The 15,852-nt window shown below is 68.7% G+C and carries 13 protein-coding genes; 1 reads left to right on the plus strand and 12 read right to left on the minus strand.

Annotation, left to right across the window (positions count from 1 at the left end; all coding sequences use genetic code 11):
* Nucleotides 1-44: 44 nt before the first annotated feature.
* The gene (locus ACSFBM_RS21715) at nucleotides 45-2,117 is read right to left on the minus strand and encodes a tetratricopeptide repeat protein (protein WP_435486222.1); all 2,073 of its coding nucleotides are present in this window, start codon (nucleotides 2,115-2,117) and stop codon (nucleotides 45-47) included.
* Between the two features lie 150 nt (nucleotides 2,118-2,267).
* Here ACSFBM_RS21715 and ruvC point away from each other — a divergent pair, with 150 nt between their 5' ends.
* A complete protein-coding gene (ruvC, locus tag ACSFBM_RS21720; RefSeq protein ID WP_435486223.1) occupies nucleotides 2,268-2,816 on the plus strand; it encodes a crossover junction endodeoxyribonuclease RuvC in 549 nt (182 codons plus the stop codon).
* A 31-nt stretch (nucleotides 2,817-2,847) separates the two neighbouring features.
* On the opposite strand, the gene ACSFBM_RS21725 is transcribed toward ruvC, so the two are convergent.
* The 11 genes from ACSFBM_RS21725 to mraY all read right to left on the minus strand — a co-directional run bounded on the left by ACSFBM_RS21725 (nucleotide 2,848) and on the right by mraY (nucleotide 15,851).
* A complete protein-coding gene (locus ACSFBM_RS21725) occupies nucleotides 2,848-3,024 on the minus strand; it encodes a hypothetical protein (RefSeq protein ID WP_435441256.1) in 177 nt (58 codons plus the stop codon).
* 14 nt (nucleotides 3,025-3,038) lie between these two features.
* Nucleotides 3,039-3,962, minus strand: coding sequence for a UDP-3-O-acyl-N-acetylglucosamine deacetylase (lpxC, locus tag ACSFBM_RS21730; protein WP_435486224.1), 924 nt, complete (start codon nucleotides 3,960-3,962; stop codon nucleotides 3,039-3,041).
* A gap of 267 nt (nucleotides 3,963-4,229) precedes the next feature.
* Nucleotides 4,230-5,450 carry a cell division protein FtsZ gene (gene ftsZ, locus ACSFBM_RS21735; RefSeq protein ID WP_435441254.1) on the minus strand — a complete coding sequence of 407 codons (1,221 nt, stop codon included), beginning with the start codon at nucleotides 5,448-5,450 and terminating at the stop codon, nucleotides 4,230-4,232.
* A gap of 168 nt (nucleotides 5,451-5,618) precedes the next feature.
* Nucleotides 5,619-6,848, minus strand: a complete 1,230-nt coding sequence (gene ftsA / locus ACSFBM_RS21740; protein WP_013539446.1) for a cell division protein FtsA — start codon at nucleotides 6,846-6,848, stop codon at nucleotides 5,619-5,621.
* Between the two features lie 28 nt (nucleotides 6,849-6,876).
* Nucleotides 6,877-7,665: a cell division protein FtsQ/DivIB gene (locus tag ACSFBM_RS21745; RefSeq protein ID WP_435486225.1), complete on the minus strand. Its 789-nt coding sequence runs from the start codon at nucleotides 7,663-7,665 to the stop codon at nucleotides 6,877-6,879.
* 2 nt (nucleotides 7,666-7,667) lie between these two features.
* The gene (locus ACSFBM_RS21750) at nucleotides 7,668-8,639 is read right to left on the minus strand and encodes a D-alanine--D-alanine ligase (protein WP_435445106.1); all 972 of its coding nucleotides are present in this window, start codon (nucleotides 8,637-8,639) and stop codon (nucleotides 7,668-7,670) included.
* Nucleotides 8,636-10,105, minus strand: a complete 1,470-nt coding sequence (murC, locus tag ACSFBM_RS21755; RefSeq protein ID WP_435441251.1) for a UDP-N-acetylmuramate--L-alanine ligase — start codon at nucleotides 10,103-10,105, stop codon at nucleotides 8,636-8,638. The genes ACSFBM_RS21750 and murC overlap by 4 nt, the downstream gene beginning before the upstream one ends.
* On the minus strand, nucleotides 10,102-11,166 hold the full coding sequence (gene murG, locus ACSFBM_RS21760) for an undecaprenyldiphospho-muramoylpentapeptide beta-N-acetylglucosaminyltransferase (RefSeq protein WP_435441250.1): 1,065 nt from the start codon (nucleotides 11,164-11,166) through the stop codon (nucleotides 10,102-10,104). Before murG ends, murC begins: the two co-directional genes overlap by 4 nt.
* Nucleotides 11,163-12,461, minus strand: a complete 1,299-nt coding sequence (ftsW, locus tag ACSFBM_RS21765; RefSeq protein WP_435441249.1) for a putative lipid II flippase FtsW — start codon at nucleotides 12,459-12,461, stop codon at nucleotides 11,163-11,165. The genes murG and ftsW overlap by 4 nt, the downstream gene beginning before the upstream one ends.
* Nucleotides 12,458-14,665, minus strand: coding sequence for a UDP-N-acetylmuramoyl-L-alanine--D-glutamate ligase (murD, locus tag ACSFBM_RS21770; protein ID WP_435486226.1), 2,208 nt, complete (start codon nucleotides 14,663-14,665; stop codon nucleotides 12,458-12,460). Before murD ends, ftsW begins: the two co-directional genes overlap by 4 nt.
* 7 nt (nucleotides 14,666-14,672) lie before the next feature.
* Nucleotides 14,673-15,851, minus strand: coding sequence for a phospho-N-acetylmuramoyl-pentapeptide-transferase (gene mraY, locus ACSFBM_RS21775; RefSeq protein WP_435486227.1), 1,179 nt, complete (start codon nucleotides 15,849-15,851; stop codon nucleotides 14,673-14,675).
* Nucleotide 15,852 lies beyond the last annotated feature (1 nt).

Raw genomic sequence — 15,852 nt, forward strand, 5'->3', positions numbered from 1 at the left:
CCGCGGCATGCACCGGAAGACGACTTGATCGTCTGCGCCGAAGCTCAGGCCTTGCGGCGCACCACGCGGTCGAAGGCCTGCTTCGCCATGCGGCCCAGGGCCTTGGCCTTCACGGCCTGCAGTTCGCGCGACATGCGCGTGCGCTGCTCCGCGGACAAGGCCGTGCCGAAGCGGCCCAAGGCCAGCTGGAGCGCCGTGCGCTGCGCCTCCACCCGCCCCTGTTGCCCTTCCGCCTCGGCCAGCCATTCGCAGGCGTTGACCACGCGCTCGCGCAGCGCCGCATCGCCCGACTCGCCGAAACGCGCGATGAGCACGCGGTAGGCCTTGGCCTGCCCCGCCGGGTCGCCGAGCTTCTTGAGCACCTTGGCCTTGTTGATCATCGACTTGGCCGCCCACAGCTGCAGCGCGCCCTCGCGGGCCACGGCGGTGCGCATGACCACCTCGTCGTAGCAGGCGACGGCTTCGGCGAGTCGCCCGGCTTGGCGCAAGGCGGCGCCCTTGCGGAACAGCGCACCGGCCACGCGCGCGCGCAGGTCGGGCAGCTCGGAGTTGCCCCAGCGCGCAACGATCTGGTCGTGCACCCGCATCTCTTCGTCGCGTTGGCCCAGGCGGTCCAGCGCCGTGCTCTTGTACTGCAGGCACAGCGCCACCTGCTCCTGCATGGCCGCCGAGACGTCGGCGCCGTAGCTGGCATCCATGGCGTCGGCGGCGGCCACGACCTCGGCGAAGCGCTCGAGCGCGATCAGGCAGAACGCCTTGTGCACCAGCGCCCGCGCGCATTGACGGCGCAACTCGGGGTGGGTCGATGCGCCATGCGCAGCAATCACCTCGTCGAAGCGCGCGACAGCCTCCAGCGACTCCCCCGCATCGCCGTGCTTGCGGCCCTGCCTCACCTTGTCACGAACCTCGTCGCGCAGCTCGGCAGGCAGCTCGCCGGCATCGGCCGGGCCCGTCCGGCGCAGCCGCCTCAGGCACGCCGCGCGGCCCGCCGTGGCCTTGCCCAGCATGCCCTGCAGCTCAGGCGTGCCGCCATCGCGCAGGTCGATCATGAGCTGCTCGTACGCCGCAAGCGCATCGTCTGCCCGGCCCAGCAGCTCGAGCAGCACGAAACCCTTGTTGAGCAGCGTGCTCGCCAGCGTGCGCCGCACCGCGGCATCGGTGTCGCCGGCGAAGGTGGCGAGCAACCGGTCGCACGCAGCCAGCGCCGCCGCGCCGTCGCCCTGGTCGCGCAGCCCCACGGCCCAGTCGTAGGCGCGCACCGCCGCCATGCGGCGCACCTGCGACGACGCATCGCGGCCATAGCGATCGAGCAGCCAGCCGACAAGCTCGGCACGCCGCGCCTGCTCGTCGAGGCCCAGCCCGTCGAAGAACAGGGTCAACGCGCGCACACCCTCGGCGCGCAGTTCGGGCGCCGCATCGGCAAGCCCGGCCTCGATCTGGTCGGCCACCTGCAGGCACACCACCTGGGCCTGGGTGTGCTGCGCCAGCTCGCGCAGGTTCAGCACCGAGGCCAGGCGCGCCCGCGCCACGCGCAGCACCACGCCGGGGTCGGTGCTGGCGTCGAAGCGCTCGATGGCGGCGTCCAGCGTGGCCAGCGCCTCCTGCGGCATGCCGCGGTGGTGTTCGGTGTCGGCCTTCAGCAACCGGGCTTCCACGCGCCACGCGTCCAGCACGGTGTCAGCCTGGGCATCGAGCAGCTCGCTCATGGCATCGCACGCCGCGCAGCGGGCCGCGGGCTCGTCGATGAGCCAGGTGCGCTGGAACAGCGCGTCGGCGATGTGCGCGCGGATCTCGGGTTCGCTGCGGTGCCCGTGCGCAGCCACCAGGCGATCGAGCGTGGTCAGCGCATCGGCGGGACGGTGCATCTGGCGCAGCATGTGCGCCAGCAGGCGCAACGCCTGGCAGCACGGCACCACCACGCCATGCGCGGGCTGGCCTGCGAACTCTTCGAGCAGCCGGCTGCAGGCGGCCAGCGCCTCGGCGCGACGGCCCAGTTCATCGAGCAATTCGGCTTGCCTGAAGCTCGCGGCGGCGCGTTCGGCGGGGTGGTGCGCGCTTTCGAGCAGGGCCCGGGCTTCGTCCAGTTGCCGCTGCGCGGAGGACTCGACTACATTCACATTCGCTTCCTTGTGTGGCGCGCCCTGCGAGAAGCGGGGCGGACGGTCCGAATCGGCTCGGATTCTGCCCGCGATCGCACGGCTTTCCCGCGTGGCTTCGCACCTCTTTGGCCTCTCTTTACCCGGGCTTAGGCCTTTACGTTTCCTTTCATGCGCATTCTTGGCATCGACCCCGGCTTGCAGACCACCGGCTTCGGCGTGGTCGACGCGGACGGCCATGCGCTGCGCTACGTGGCCAGCGGCACCATCAGCACCCGTCACCTGGGCAGCGGCAACCTTCCGGCACGCCTGAAGGTGCTGTTCGACGGCATCGCGGAGATCACCGCGCGCTACCAGCCCGATGCGTCGGCGGTGGAAATCATCTTCGTGAACGTCAACCCGCAGTCGACCCTGTTGCTGGGGCAGGCACGCGGCGCCTGCGTGACGGCACTGGTCACGAACAACCTGTCGGTGGCCGAGTACACCGCGCTGCAGATGAAGAAGGCCGTGGCCGGCCACGGCGGCGCCGCCAAGGCACAGGTGCAGGAGATGGTGCGGCGCCTGCTCGACCTGCCCGGCGCGCCCGGCGCCGACGCGGCGGACGCGCTGGGCATCGCCATCACGCATGCGCAGGTGGGCCGTTCGATGGCGCGGCTTGCGCAGGCAGCTGAATTGTCGAAGACGCATGCCGGCACCTACCGGCAAGGGCGTTCGCGCTGAGCGGTCGCGTCGCGCGAGGCCCGAAAAAGCTTCAGGCCACGCGTTCGGCGATCAGCACCGCGAAGAAGCCGAACGCGGCCAGCAGCGTCCACTTCAGCACGATCCAGCCGAAGCGCCGGTACTTGACCTGCCCCGTGCCCGCGTAGAACGCGAACGACACGCCCGCCACCAGCAAAAGGAACAGGATGGCCCAGCGGAAAAGAAGCATGGGGGAACCGCGCCCTACCAGGCGCGAGCGACTTCGTTGAAGCCGCGCGGTGCGCGCTTCTCGTCGTCGAAGGTCACGACTTCGTAGGCGTCGCTGTGCGAGAGCAGTTCGCGCAGCAGCTTGTTGTTCAGTGCATGGCCCGAGCGGAAGGCGGTGTAGGCCGCCAGCAGCGGCTTGCCGACCACGTACAGGTCGCCCATGGCGTCGAGGATCTTGTGCTTCACGAACTCGTCGTCGTAGCGCAGGCCGCCGGCATTGAGCACCTTGGTGTCGTCCATCACGATGGCGTTGTCCAGCCCGCCGCCGAGCGCGAGGCCCTTGCTGCGCATGTACTCGACTTCCTTGGTGAAGCCGAAGGTGCGCGCGCGTGCGATGTCGCGGCTGTACGAATCGGTGCCCAGGTCGAACTCCACGCGCTGGCCGGTCGAATTGACCACGCGGTGGTCGAAGTCGATCTCGAAGGCCAGCTTGAAGCCGTGGCACGGCTCCAGGCTCGCCCACTTCTCGTTGGCGCCCTCGCCTTCGCGCACCTCGACCTTGCGGGTCACGCGGATGAAGCGGCGCGGCGCCTTCTGCAGCGCGATGCCCGCGCTTTGCAGCAGGAACACGAAGGACGAAGCCGACCCGTCGAGGATCGGCACTTCGTCGGCCGTGATGTCGATGTAGAGGTTGTCGATGCCCAGGCCCGCGCAGGCGGACATGAGGTGTTCGACCGTTTGCACCTTGGCGCCGCCCTCGGACACGGTGGACGCCAGGCGCGTGTCGGTGACCGCCTCGGCGGTCATGCGGATCTCGACCGGCTCGGGCAGGTCGACGCGGCGGAACACGATGCCGGTGTCGGCCGGGGCCGGCCGCAGGGTCAGTTCCACGCGTTGCCCGCTGTGAAGCCCCACGCCGACGGCGCGGCTGATCGACTTGAGGGTTCGTTGTTGCAGCACGCCGGCGATTCTAGGCGCGCCACCGGCGTGGCGCCCTATGCCCCTGGCTATGGCACCGATAGACATGGGTTCTATGCAATCCAGGCAAATGGACGCAAAGGGCACGAGATGAACGCAGCGCCTAGAGCCGGCAGACGTCCCTTTCAGGTCGTCCCCGTACCCCTTGCGATCCCTCGTGCCCTCTGCGTCCGGTAGGCCGCTTCGCGCAACCCCCGGCAGGGGTGGCGAAGCGACACGAAGTACACGCAGCCTGGGGGCGAGCCAGGCTCAGTCGGCCTGGCGGCGCAGGAACGCCGGAATCTCGAAGTCGTCCATGCCGCCCGAAGACAGCGCGTCGACCTTGGCTGCGGCCATCGTGCGGTTGGTGCGCCACACGCTGGGAACGGCCATGCCGTCGTAGTTCGGCTGGTGGCCGCCGTTGCCGCCGCTGCCTGCGTGACCCATGCCACCGAGCGTGGGCACGGTGAACGGGATGTTGTCGGTGCCGGTGCGGATCACTTCCAGCGTCGGGGCCTGGCGGCGGGCTTCCGCGCGCGAGAGGCCCGTGGCCACCACGGTCACGCGCATTTCGTCGCCCAGGCTCTCGTCGTAGGCGGCGCCGTAGATCACGTGCGCATCGGGCGAAGCGTAAGCGCGGATGGTGTTCATCGCCAGCTTCGACTCGTTCAGCTTCAGCGAGCCCTTCGATGCCGTCACCAGCACCAGCACGCCCTTGGCGCCCGACAGGTCGATGCCTTCCAGCAGCGGGCAGGCCACGGCCTGTTCGGCAGCGATGCGCGCGCGGTCCGGGCCGGCTGCGGCGGCCGTGCCCATCATGGCCTTGCCGGGTTCGCCCATCACGGTGCGCACGTCTTCGAAGTCGACGTTCACGCCGCCGTACTCGTTGATGATTTCCGAGATGCCGCCCACGGCGTTCTTCAGCACGTCGTTGGCATGCGCGAAGGCTTCGTCCTGCGTGATGTCTTCACCCAGCACGTCGAGCAGCTTCTCGTTGAGCACCACGATCAGCGAGTCGACATTGGCTTCGAGCTCGGTCAGGCCGGCGTCTGCGTTGGTCATGCGGCGGCCGCCTTCCCAGTCGAAGGGCTTGGTCACCACACCCACGGTGAGGATGCCCATTTCCTTCGCGACGCGTGCGATCACGGGCGCCGCGCCGGTGCCGGTGCCGCCGCCCATGCCGGCGGTGATGAACAGCATGTGCGCGCCGTCGATGGCCGCGCGAATGTCGTCCACCGCGAGCTCGGCCGCTTCACGGCCCTTGTCGGGCTTGCTGCCGGCGCCCAGGCCGCTGGTGCCGAGCTGGATGATCTTGTGCGCGTTGCTGCGTTGCAGTGCCTGTGCGTCGGTGTTCGCGCAGACGAACTGAACGCCCTGCACGCCACGCTCCATCATGTGGGCGACCGCATTGCCGCCGCCACCGCCAACACCGATCACCTTGATCTGCGTGCCTTGATTGAACTCTTCGACTTCGATCATTTCGATGGTCATTTTTAACTCCTTGAATCTTGCAGTTGCCGTTATGTATCTGTGAATATTCTTGTGCCGTGACGAGATCAACGTGCGAGCGTCACGATGGTGGACCTGTGCGTCGCCATCGCTCATTGAAATGCAAAGGGGGGCTTCCGCGTGCGAGCCACAGTGGAGACTTGATCATGGCTAGAAATTCCCCACGATGAAGTCTTTGAAACGTCCGAATGCAGTCTTTACCGACCCATTCTTCTGCGCGACCTTGAAGCCGCGCATGCGTGCGAAACGTGCCTCTTCCAGAAGGCCCATGACTGTAGCGGCGCGAGGCTGCGCCACCATGTCGGACAACGCGCTGGAATACTTCGGGATGCCCCTGCGCACAGGTTTCAGGAAGATGTCTTCGCCGAGCTCGACCATGCCCGGCATCACCGCGCTGCCGCCCGTGAGCACCACGCCCGACGACAGCACTTCTTCGTAGCCCGACTCGCGCACCACCTGCTGCACGAGCGAAAAAATCTCTTCGATGCGCGGCTCGATCACACCGGCCAGCGCCTGCTTGCTCAGCATGCGCGGACCGCGGTCGCCCAGGCCCGGCACCTCGACCTGCTGGTCGGGGTCGGCCAGCAGTTGCTTGGCATAGCCGCTCTCGACCTTGATGTCTTCCGCGTCCTTGGTGGGGGTGCGCAGCGCCATCGCGATGTCGCTCGTGATCAGGTCGCCCGCGATCGGAATCACGGCCGTGTGGCGGATCGCACCGTTGGTGAAGATCGCCACGTCGGTGGTGCCCGCGCCGATGTCCACCAGCACCACGCCCAGTTCGCGCTCGTCTTCCGTCAGCACCGCCTGGCTCGAAGCCAGCGGGTTCAGCATCAGCTGGTCGACTTCGAGGCCGCAGCGGCGCACGCACTTGATGATGTTCTCGGCCGCGCTCTGCGCGCCGGTCACGATGTGCACCTTGGCCTCCAGGCGCATGCCGCTCATGCCGATCGGCTCCTTCACGTCCTGCCCGTCGATCACGAACTCCTGCGGCTCCACCAGCAGCAGGCGCTGGTCGCTCGAGATGTTGATGGCGCGCGCCGTCTCCACCACGCGGGCCACGTCGGCGGGCGTCACTTCCTTGTCCTTCACCGCCACCATGCCGCTGGAGTTGATGCCGCGGATGTGGCTGCCGGTGATGCCCGTGTAGACGCGGCTGATCTTGCAGTCGGCCATCAGCTCGGCCTCCTTCAGGGCCTGCTGGATGCTCTGCACCGTGGCGTCGATGTTCACCACCACGCCCCGCTTCAGGCCGTTGCTAGGCGCAATGCCCAGGCCGGCCAGCTTGAGCTCGCCACCGGGCAGCACCTCGGCCACCACCACCATGACCTTGGCGGTGCCGATGTCCAGTCCTACGACCAGGTCTTTGTATTCTTTGGGCATTGATATGTCCTCGATTCCTCGGTGTTCGCTACTTGATTTTTCTTGGGGCCTCTGCCGAGACCGTGGTGACGCCGCGCAGCCGCAATGCATACGCGTCGTTGTGGCGCAGATCGGCGCCTTCGACATCGACCATCGTGCGGCGGTACTGCGCCGCGACCTGGGTCACGGTCTTCAGGAACCGCTGCAGCCTGGCCGTCACCTCCTCGCTCTGGCCCCGGCCGAGCTCGATCTCGGCACCGCTGTCGAGCACCACCTTCCAGCTGCCCCGGCTCGACAGCGTGAGCTCGTCGATGGCGAGGTCGTAGGGCTGGAACTGCGGTTGCAGCACGCGGTACATGCCCAGCACCTGGCCGGCCTGTTCGACAGGGCCGTCCAGGCGCGGCAGGTTGTCGTCCACCTCGGCCACGTTGGCCTCGAACACGTCGCCGAAGCCGTTGATGAGCTTGGAGCCCGCGTCGTCGCCCCACGTGGCCACCGGCACCTGCTCGGTCAGCGTCACGTGCAGCTTGTTCGGGAACTCGCGGCGCACCACCGCGCTGCGCACCCAGGGCACCGACTCGAAGGCGGTGCGCGCACGCGCCAGGTCGATGGTGAAGAAGTTGCCGTTCAGCTGCGGCGCCACGTTGGCACGCAGGGTCACCGCGTTGTTGTGCGTGACCTCGCCGTCCACCTTGATGCCGGCCAGCGGGAAGAACGGTTGGCGCAGCACCCACCAGGCGCCCGCCGCCAGCAGCATGAGCGTCACCATCACGAACGCAATGTTCGCGACGATGTTCATGAGCTTGACGTCGAAGGGCGCGGGAATGCTGTCGGCCATGGCTATTGCGAGCCTCCCGTTGCGTCGAGCGCGGCCGATGCCAGCACGCGCAGGCACAGGTCTTCGTAGGCGATGCCCGCGGCGCGCGCGGACATCGGCACCAGCGAATGGCTGGTCATGCCGGGCGAGGTGTTCATCTCCAGCAGGAACGGCTTGCGGTCGCTGGCGCGGATCATCACGTCGGCGCGGCCCCAGCCGCGGCAGCCGAGCGTGCGGTACGCGGCCAGCGTGATGCGCTGGATCTCGTGCTCCTCGGCGTCGGACAGGCCGCTCGGGCACTGGTACTGCACGACGTCGGTGAAGTACTTGTTCTGGTAGTCGTAGGCGCCTTCGGGCGCGGCGATGCGCACCACCGGCAACGCGCGCGCGTCCAGCCCATGGCCGAGCACGGCGCAGGTCACTTCCTCGCCGTCGATGAATTCCTCGCAGAGCACGTCGGCGTCGTATTTGGCGGACAGCGTGACCGCGTCCTGCATCTGCGAGTAGCCCTCGACCTTGGTCACGCCGATGGACGAGCCCTCGCGCGGCGGCTTCACGATCAGCGGCAGGCCCAGCACGTCGGGCACGGCCATCACCTGCTCGCGGCTTTGCTGGTCGAAGGCCAGGCGCACGTACTTGGGCGTCGGCAGGCCGTCGGCCTGCCAGATGCGCTTGGTCATGACCTTGTCCATGGCCACGCTGGAAGCCATCACGCCCGAGCCGGTGTAGGGAATGCCGAGCAGCTCCAGCGCGCCCTGCACGGTGCCGTCTTCGCCGTGGCGGCCGTGCAGTGCGACGAAGCAGCGCGCGAAGCCTTCGCGCTTGAGCTCGGTCAACTCGCGCTGCGACGGGTCGAAGGCATGCGCGTCCACACCGCGCGAACGCAGGGCTTCGAGCACGCCGGTGCCCGACATCAATGAAACTTCGCGTTCGGCGGAACTGCCGCCGAACAGAACGGCAACCTTGCCGAAGCGTGTGGGATCCTGAAGGCTCATGCGCCCCCCTCTTTGCGCGTGTCGCGCTGCAATGTGGAAGCCGTGGCGGACAGCACGGCGGCGAGTTCGACGACCTTGCCCGGCACCGCGCCGATGGAGCCGGCCCCCATCGAGAGCACCACGTCGCCCGGGCGGGCGTTGTCGAGAATGGCGCGCGGCATGTCGGCGATGTCGTCGACGAACACCGGCTCGACCTTGCCGGCCACGCGCAGGGCGCGCGCCAGCGTACGGCCGTCGGCCGCCACGATGGGCGCCTCGCCGGCGGCATAGACCTCGCCGAGCAGCACCGAGTCGGCCGTGCCGATGACCTTCACGAAGTCTTCGAAGCAGTCGCGCGTGCGGGTGTAGCGGTGCGGCTGGAACGCCAGCACCAGCCGGCGGCCCGGAAACGCACCGCGCGCCGCCGCGATGGTGGCTGCCATCTCGACCGGATGGTGACCGTAGTCGTCGATCACGGTGAAAGTGCCCGCGGCACCGTCTTCATGACCCTGCACCGCCACGTCGCCGTAGCTCTGGAAGCGGCGGCCCACGCCCTTGAAGCCGGCCAGCCCGCGCTGCACCGCCTCGTCGGCGATGCCGAGCTCGACCGCCACGGCGATCACAGACAGCGCGTTGCGCACGTTGTGCTCGCCCGGCAGGTTCAGCACGATGGGCAGGTCGGGCAGCGTCACGCCGTTGCGGCGCTGCGCGGTGAAGTGCATCTGGCCGCCGACCGCGCGCACGTCGATGGCGCGCACCTGGGCGTCCTCGCCGAAGCCGTAGCTGGTGACCGGGCAGGTCACGTCGGCCACGATGTCGCGCACCGCCGGGTCGTCGGTGCACAGAATGGCCACGCCGTAGAACGGCATGCGGTGCAGGAAGTCGACGAAGGCCTTCTTCAGCTTCGCGAAGTCGTGCCCGTAGGTTTCCATGTGGTCGGCGTCGATGTTCGTGACCACCGCCATCACCGGCAGCAGGTTCAGGAACGAAGCGTCCGACTCGTCGGCCTCGACCACGATGTAGTCGCCGCTGCCCAGCTGCGCATTGGCGCCGGCGCTGTTCAGGCGCCCGCCGATCACGAAGGTCGGGTCCAGGCCGGCGGCGTCGAGCACGCTCGCCACCAGGCTGGTGGTGGTGGTCTTGCCGTGCGTACCGGCAATGGCGATGCCCTGCTTCAGGCGCATCAGCTCGGCCAGCATCAGCGCGCGCGGCACCACCGGAATGCGCTTCTCGCGCGCGGCCAGCACCTCGGGGTTGTCCGCCTGCACGGCGGTGGAGGTGACGACCGCGTCGGCCCCTGCGATGTGCGCGGCCGCATGGCCCACGAAGGTGCCGATGCCCAGGCCCGCGAGCCGGCGCAGCGTGACGCTGTCGGACAGGTCGGAGCCGGTGATCCTGTAGCCCAGGTTCAGCAGCACTTCGGCAATGCCGCTCATGCCCGAGCCGCCGACGCCCACGAAGTGAATATGACGGATCGCGTGCTTCATTTGGCCAACTCCTCGCAGGCGCGGACGACCGCTTCCACTGCTTCGGTCTTCTGCATGGTCTTGGCCTTGGCGGCCCTGTCGATCAGCGCGGTGCGCTCGGTTGTCTGTAGCAAATCAGCCAGCAATTCAGGAGTGAGGTCGGCCTGCTGCACGAGCCACCCGCCGCCCGCGTCCACGAGGAAGCGCGCGTTGGTGGTCTGGTGGTCGTCGACCGCCGAGGGAAAAGGCACGAACAGCGCTGCTGCGCCGACGGCCGCGATTTCTGTGACGGTGCTGGCGCCGGCCCGCGCGACGATGATGTCGGCGTCCGCATAGGCCTGCGCGGTGTCTTCGATGAAAGGCGTGAGCTCGCCCTCGACGCCGGCGGCCGTGTAGTTGGCGCGCAGCTCGTCGATCTGCTTGGCGCCGCTCTGGTGCAGCACCTGCGGGCGCGTCTCGGGCGCAATGCGGGCCAGCGCCTGCGGCACCACGGTGTTGAGGCCGCGCGCACCCAGGCTGCCGCCGACCACCAGCAATTTCAGCGGCCCGGTGCGGCCCGCGAAACGCGCAGCCGGGTCGGGCTGCGACGTGAATGCCGCGCGCAACGGGTTGCCCACCCACTGCGCCTTCTTCAGCACATTCGGGAAGGCCGTGAACACACGGTCGGCCACGCCCGCCAGCACCTTGTTGGCGAGACCGGCGACCGAATTCTGTTCGTGCAGCACCAGCGGCTTGCCGAGCAGCACGCCCATCATCCCGCCCGGAAAGGTGATGTAGCCGCCCAGGCCCACCAGCACGTCGGGCTTCACCCGGCGCACCACGCCCAGGCTCTGCCAGAAGGCGCGCAGCAGGCGCAGCGGCAGCAGGAACAGCGTGAGCGGGCCCTTGCCGCGCACGCCGCCGAACTGCACCGGCTCGAAGGCGAAGCCGCGCGGCGGCACCAGTTTTTCTTCCATGCTGCCGGGCGCGCCCAGCCAGTGCACGCGCCAGCCGCGCTCGCGCAGGGCCTCGGCCACGGCAAGGCCCGGGAAGATGTGGCCGCCCGTGCCGCCCGCCATGACGAGTGCGGTCTTGCCGGTCATACGCGGCCTCCGCGCATGAGGACGCGGTTTTCGTAGTCGATGCGCAGCACGATGGCCAGCGCCACCAGGTTCATCAGGATGGCCGAGCCGCCGAAGCTCATCAGCGGCAGCGTCAGGCCCTTGGTCGGCAGCGCGCCCAGGTTCACACCCATGTTGATGAAGGTCTGGAAGCCGATCCACACCCCCACGCCCTGGGCCACGAGGCCCGAGAACACGCGGTCGAGCGCGATGGCCTGGCGGCCGATGTGCATGATGCGGCGCGTGAGCCAGAGGAACAGGCCGATGATCAGCAGCACGCCGACCAGGCCGAACTCCTCGCCGATCACCGCGAGCAGGAAGTCGGTGTGCGCCTCGGGCAGCCAGTGCAGCTTCTCCACGCTGCCGCCCAGGCCCACGCCGAAGATCTCGCCGCGCCCGATGGCGATCAGCGAGTGCGACAGCTGGTAGCCCTTGCCCAGCGCATGCTCTTCGCTCCACGGATCGAGGTACGCAAAGATGCGCTCGCGGCGCCACGGGCTGCTCGCGACGATGCTGCCGAAGGCCACCACCACCAGCGCGGCAATCACGAAGAACATGCGTGCGTTCACCCCGCCCAGGAACAGGATGCCCATGGCAATCACGGCGATCACCATGAACGCGCCCATGTCGGGCTCGGCCATCACCAGCATGCCCACCACCACCACCGCGATGCCCATCGGCAGCACGGCGCGGAAGAAGCGCTCCTTGATCTCCATCTTGCGCACCATGTAGCTGGCGGCGTAGAGCACCATCGCGAGCTTGGCGAGCTCCGACGGCTGGAAGCGCATGAAGCCCATCGGCAGCCAGCGGCGCGCGCCGTTCACGTTGATGCCGATGTGCGGAATGAGCACCGCCACCAGCAGCAGCAGCGACGCCACGAACAGCCAGGGCGCGGCGCGCTCCCAGGTCTTCATGGGGATCTGGAAGGTCAGCAGCGCAGCGACGAACGCGATGGCCACCGACGCGGCATGCCGCGTGAGGAAGAACGAGGCGCTGTAACCGGCACGCGCGAAACGCGGGTTGTCCGGCAGCGCGATGGAGGCCGAATACACCATGATCAGGCCCCAGGTCAGCAGCGCGACCGTGACCCAGACCAGCGCCTGGTCGAAGCCCAGCACGCGCATCGGCGTGGCCTTGGTCTGCGCGATGCCGGCGCCGCCCAGCCGCACGGGCAGGTGCACGGGCAGCGCGTCGATGCCGCTGCGGGCGCGCCTGAACCAGCCGCTGAACCGGCTGGTGCGGGTGTTGGGCGTGGCGCCTGCGGCAGCGGGGTTCACAGCGGTTCCTCCGTCGAATCGGAAGCAAGACCTTCCACCAGGCCGCGCGGGCTGTCCTCGTAGGCCTGCACGGCCTCGCGGAACACCTCGGCGCGGTGCGCGTAGTCCTTGAACATGTCGAAGCTCGCGCAGGCCGGCGACAGCAGCACGGCGTCGCCCGGGTTGGCGCGCGCGCCGGCGAGCTTGACTGCGTCGTGCATCGAGGCGGCGTGCAGCAGCGAGACGCCGGTGGCGGCCAGCGCGGCCTCGATGACCGGCGCATCGCGGCCGATGAGCACCACGGCGCGTGCGTACTGGCGCACGGGCTCGGCCAGCGGCTCGAAGTCTTGGCCCTTGCCCTCGCCGCCGAGGATCACGACCACGCGGCGCTCTTCGCCAAGGCCGACCAGTGCGGCGGCGGTGGCGCCCACGTTGGTGCCCTTGCTGTCGTCGAAGAACTCGACCTGGTCCACGATGGCGACGGACTCCACGCGGTGCGGCTCGCCGCGGTATTCGCGCAGGCCGTAGAGCATCGGTCCCAGTGCGCAGCCGGCGGCACTCGCGAGCGCGAGCGCGGCCAGCGCGTTCATCGCGTTGTGGCGCCCGCGGATGCGCAGCGCGTCGGCCGGCATCAGGCGCTGCAGGAAGATTTCTTCTTCCACCACCGCGCCGCGCTTGCGCTTCTGCGTTTCGTCGGCTTCCAGCGCGCGCACCAGCCAGGTCATGCCGTTGACGCGCTCGATGCCGTAGTCGCCCGGGCGCAGCGGCATCGCCGCGCCGAAAGTGACGTGGGTGCGGATCTGCGGGCGCTGCAGCTTGACGCGCAAGGGCGGGGGCAGCATGGCCATCACGCCGGCGTCGTCGCGGTTCAGGATCATGAGCCCGCGCGCGCCGAAGATGCGCGCCTTGGCCGCGGCGTACGACTTCATGTCGCCGTGCCAGTCGAGGTGGTCCTGCGTGAGGTTGAGCACGGTGGCGGCGGTGGGCTCGAAGCCCTGCACGCCGTCGAGCTGGAAGCTGGAGAGCTCCAGCACCCACACGTCGGGCAGCGTACCGGCATCGATGTGCGCACTGAGCGTGTCCAGCAGCGTCGGGCCGATGTTGCCGGCCACGGCCACCGTCTTGCCGGCGCGCTCGACCAGCTGCCCGGTGAGCGAGGTGACGGTGGTCTTGCCGTTGGTGCCGGTGATGGCGAGCACGGCAGGCGTGTAGCCCTTGGGCGCTTCGGGCTCGACGGGAGGCGCCAGTTCGAGCTGGGGTGTTTCTTCTTCGGCCGCGGCCGAGGCCGGGTTGGTGGCGGCGAGTTCGGCGATCTTAGCGACGAACTCCGCGGCTTCGCGGGCGGCCGTGGGGACGTAGGGCTTGCCGGTGCTGGGCAGGCGGGAGACGGTGGCGGCTGCGAGCGAAGCAGTGGGAGCTTCCGGCGCTTCCAGCGCTTCCGATGTGGGCGCCTGCGAATCGGCGGCGTCCGATGCAGTGGCTTCGCCGGCTGCGTCTTGCACCGCGGCTTCAGGCTGCGTGCCCGCAGGAGCAACGGCCGGCTCCGGCGCTTCTTCTGCTGTCACAGGCTCGACCGGTGCTTCATGCGCTTCCGGCGGCACAGGCACGGCCACGCTGGCCGACGGATCGCGCGGCATGGCTTCGGCCATGGCGGGCGCGGTCGGCTCGGGCTGGGCTTCGGCGGGTTCGATCGACCCGGTCACCGGTTCGGCTTCGGGCGTCGATTCAGTTTCAGGTTCGACCGCTTCGACCGCTTCGGCCGATGCCGCGGTTTCGAGCGGCAGTTCGGCCTGCGCTTCGGCTTGCTCGGGCTCGGCGACCGCTTCCGATGCGGCCTCCGGCTCGGCTTCGGCTTCGGATTCGGCCACCGGCACTTCGACGGTACGCAGGTCCAGCAGCGCGCGCGCGAACAGGTCCAGTTCGCCACCGACCGGCAGGCCCATGGCCCGCGCCGCATCGGCCACCGGTGCGATGGTTTCGGGCGACAGGCCCGGCGAGCGGTACACCGCGCGAATCGGCGTGCCTTCGACCAGCGCGGCCGAGAACGGCCCGCCGACGAAGCGCACGTCGGGCAGCTCCGCCGTCAGCGTGGCCAGCGACGCCGGCGCCTCGCGCGTGTCGGCCACGGTCACGACCGCACCGTGGCGCGCGCACCAGCGCGCCATCGCCAGCCCGGACGCGCCGAGGCCGAGGATGAGAACGGGGAGGTCTTTCAGGTGCCGCATGGTGTGTTCAGCGCAGCTTCAGCGTCGACAGGCCCACGAGGCACAGCAGCATCGTGATGATCCAGAAGCGCACCACGACCTGCGTCTCGCGCCAGCCGCTCTTCTCGAAGTGGTGGTGCAGCGGCGCCATCTTCAGCACGCGCCGGCCTTCGCCGTAGCGCTTCTTGGTGTACTTGAAGTACATCACCTGCGCCATCACCGAGACCGCCTCGACCACGAAGATGCCGCCCATGATGAAGAACACGATTTCCTGGCGCACGATCACCGCGATGGTGCCCAGCGCGCCGCCCAGCGCCAGCGCGCCCACGTCGCCCATGAACACCTGCGCCGGGTGCGTGTTGAACCACAGGAACGCCAGGCCCGCGCCGGCCATGGCCGAGCAGAACACCAGCAGCTCGCCCGAGCCCGGGATGTTGGGGAACAGCAGGTACTTGGAGTACACCGCGCTGCCCGTCACGTAGGCGAACACGCCCAGCGCCGAGCCCACCATCACCACCGGCATGATCGCCAGGCCGTCCAGCCCGTCGGTCAGGTTCACGGCGTTGCTCGCACCCACGATCACCAGGTACGTGAGGATGACGAAGCCGATGCCGCCGAGCGGGTAGCTCACTTCCTTGAAGAAGGGCACCAGCAGGTTGATCTTGGGCGGAAAGTCGAGGTCGAAGCCCGACTGCACCCAGGCGAAGAACAGCTGCAGCACGCGCCAGTTGGAGCTTTCCGAAATGCTGAACAGCAGGTAGAAGCCCGCCAGCAGGCCCACCACCGATTGCCAGAAATACTTTTCGCGCGAGCGCATGCCCTCCGGGTCCTTGCTCACCACCTTGCGCCAGTCGTCGACCCAGCCGATGGCGCCGAAGCCCATGGTGACCCACAGCACGATCCACACGAACCGGTTCGAGATATCGAACCACAGCAGCGTGGCGAAGGCGATGGCGAACAGCACCAGCACGCCGCCCATGGTGGGCGTGCCGCTCTTGGTCAGGTGCGTTTCCATGCCGTAGCCGCGCACCGGCTGGCCGATCTTGAGCGCGGTCAGGCGGCGAATGACGAACGGGCCCGCCACCAGGCCGACCACGAGCGCGGTCACCGCGGCCATCAGCGCGCGGAAGGTGAGGTACTGGAAGATGCGCAGGAACCCGAATTCGGGCGACAGCGTCTGCAGCCATTGAGCGAGGCTCAGCAGCATG

This window comes from Variovorax pasteuri, assembly GCF_051216435.1.
Taxonomy (GTDB): domain Bacteria; phylum Pseudomonadota; class Gammaproteobacteria; order Burkholderiales; family Burkholderiaceae_C; genus Variovorax.